Consider the following 450-nt stretch of genomic DNA (forward strand, 5'->3'; position numbering starts at 1 on the left):
GCCCCCGAATCATGGGATTATCGAGCGATGGATGAAACCATGACCGAGTCTGTGCAAACCGCGCCCTTCGCGCCCTTCGAGTGGATGCTGTCGGCGCGCTACCTGCGGGCGCGCCGCAAGGAAGGATTCATCTCGGTCATCGCCGGGTTCTCCTTTCTCGGCATCATGCTCGGCGTGGCGACGCTGATCATCGTGATGGCGGTGATGAACGGCTTCCGCAAGGAGCTGCTCGACAAGATCCTCGGGCTGAACGGCCACATCCTGGTGCAGCCGCTGGAATCGCCGCTCACCGACTGGAAGGACGTCGCCGACCGCATCAGCCAGGTGCAGGGCATCCGTCTCGCGGCGCCGGTGGTCGACGGCCAGGCGCTGGCGTCCTCGCCGTGGAACGCCTCGGGCGTGCTGGTGCGCGGCATCCGCTCCGACGACCTCAACAACCTCACCTCGATC

General features: G+C 65.6%; 1 protein-coding gene. It reads left to right on the forward strand.

What is annotated here, in order from left to right:
* Nucleotides 1-39 precede the first annotated feature (39 nt).
* Nucleotides 40-450: ABC transporter permease (locus AACY08_RS29705; protein ID WP_339472658.1), on the forward strand; the 411-nt coding region annotated here is incomplete at its 3' end.

The organism is Pseudomonas sp. EL_65y_Pfl1_R83 (assembly GCF_963970695.1).
In the GTDB taxonomy this organism is placed as follows: domain Bacteria; phylum Pseudomonadota; class Gammaproteobacteria; order Pseudomonadales; family Pseudomonadaceae; genus Aquipseudomonas; species Aquipseudomonas tritici.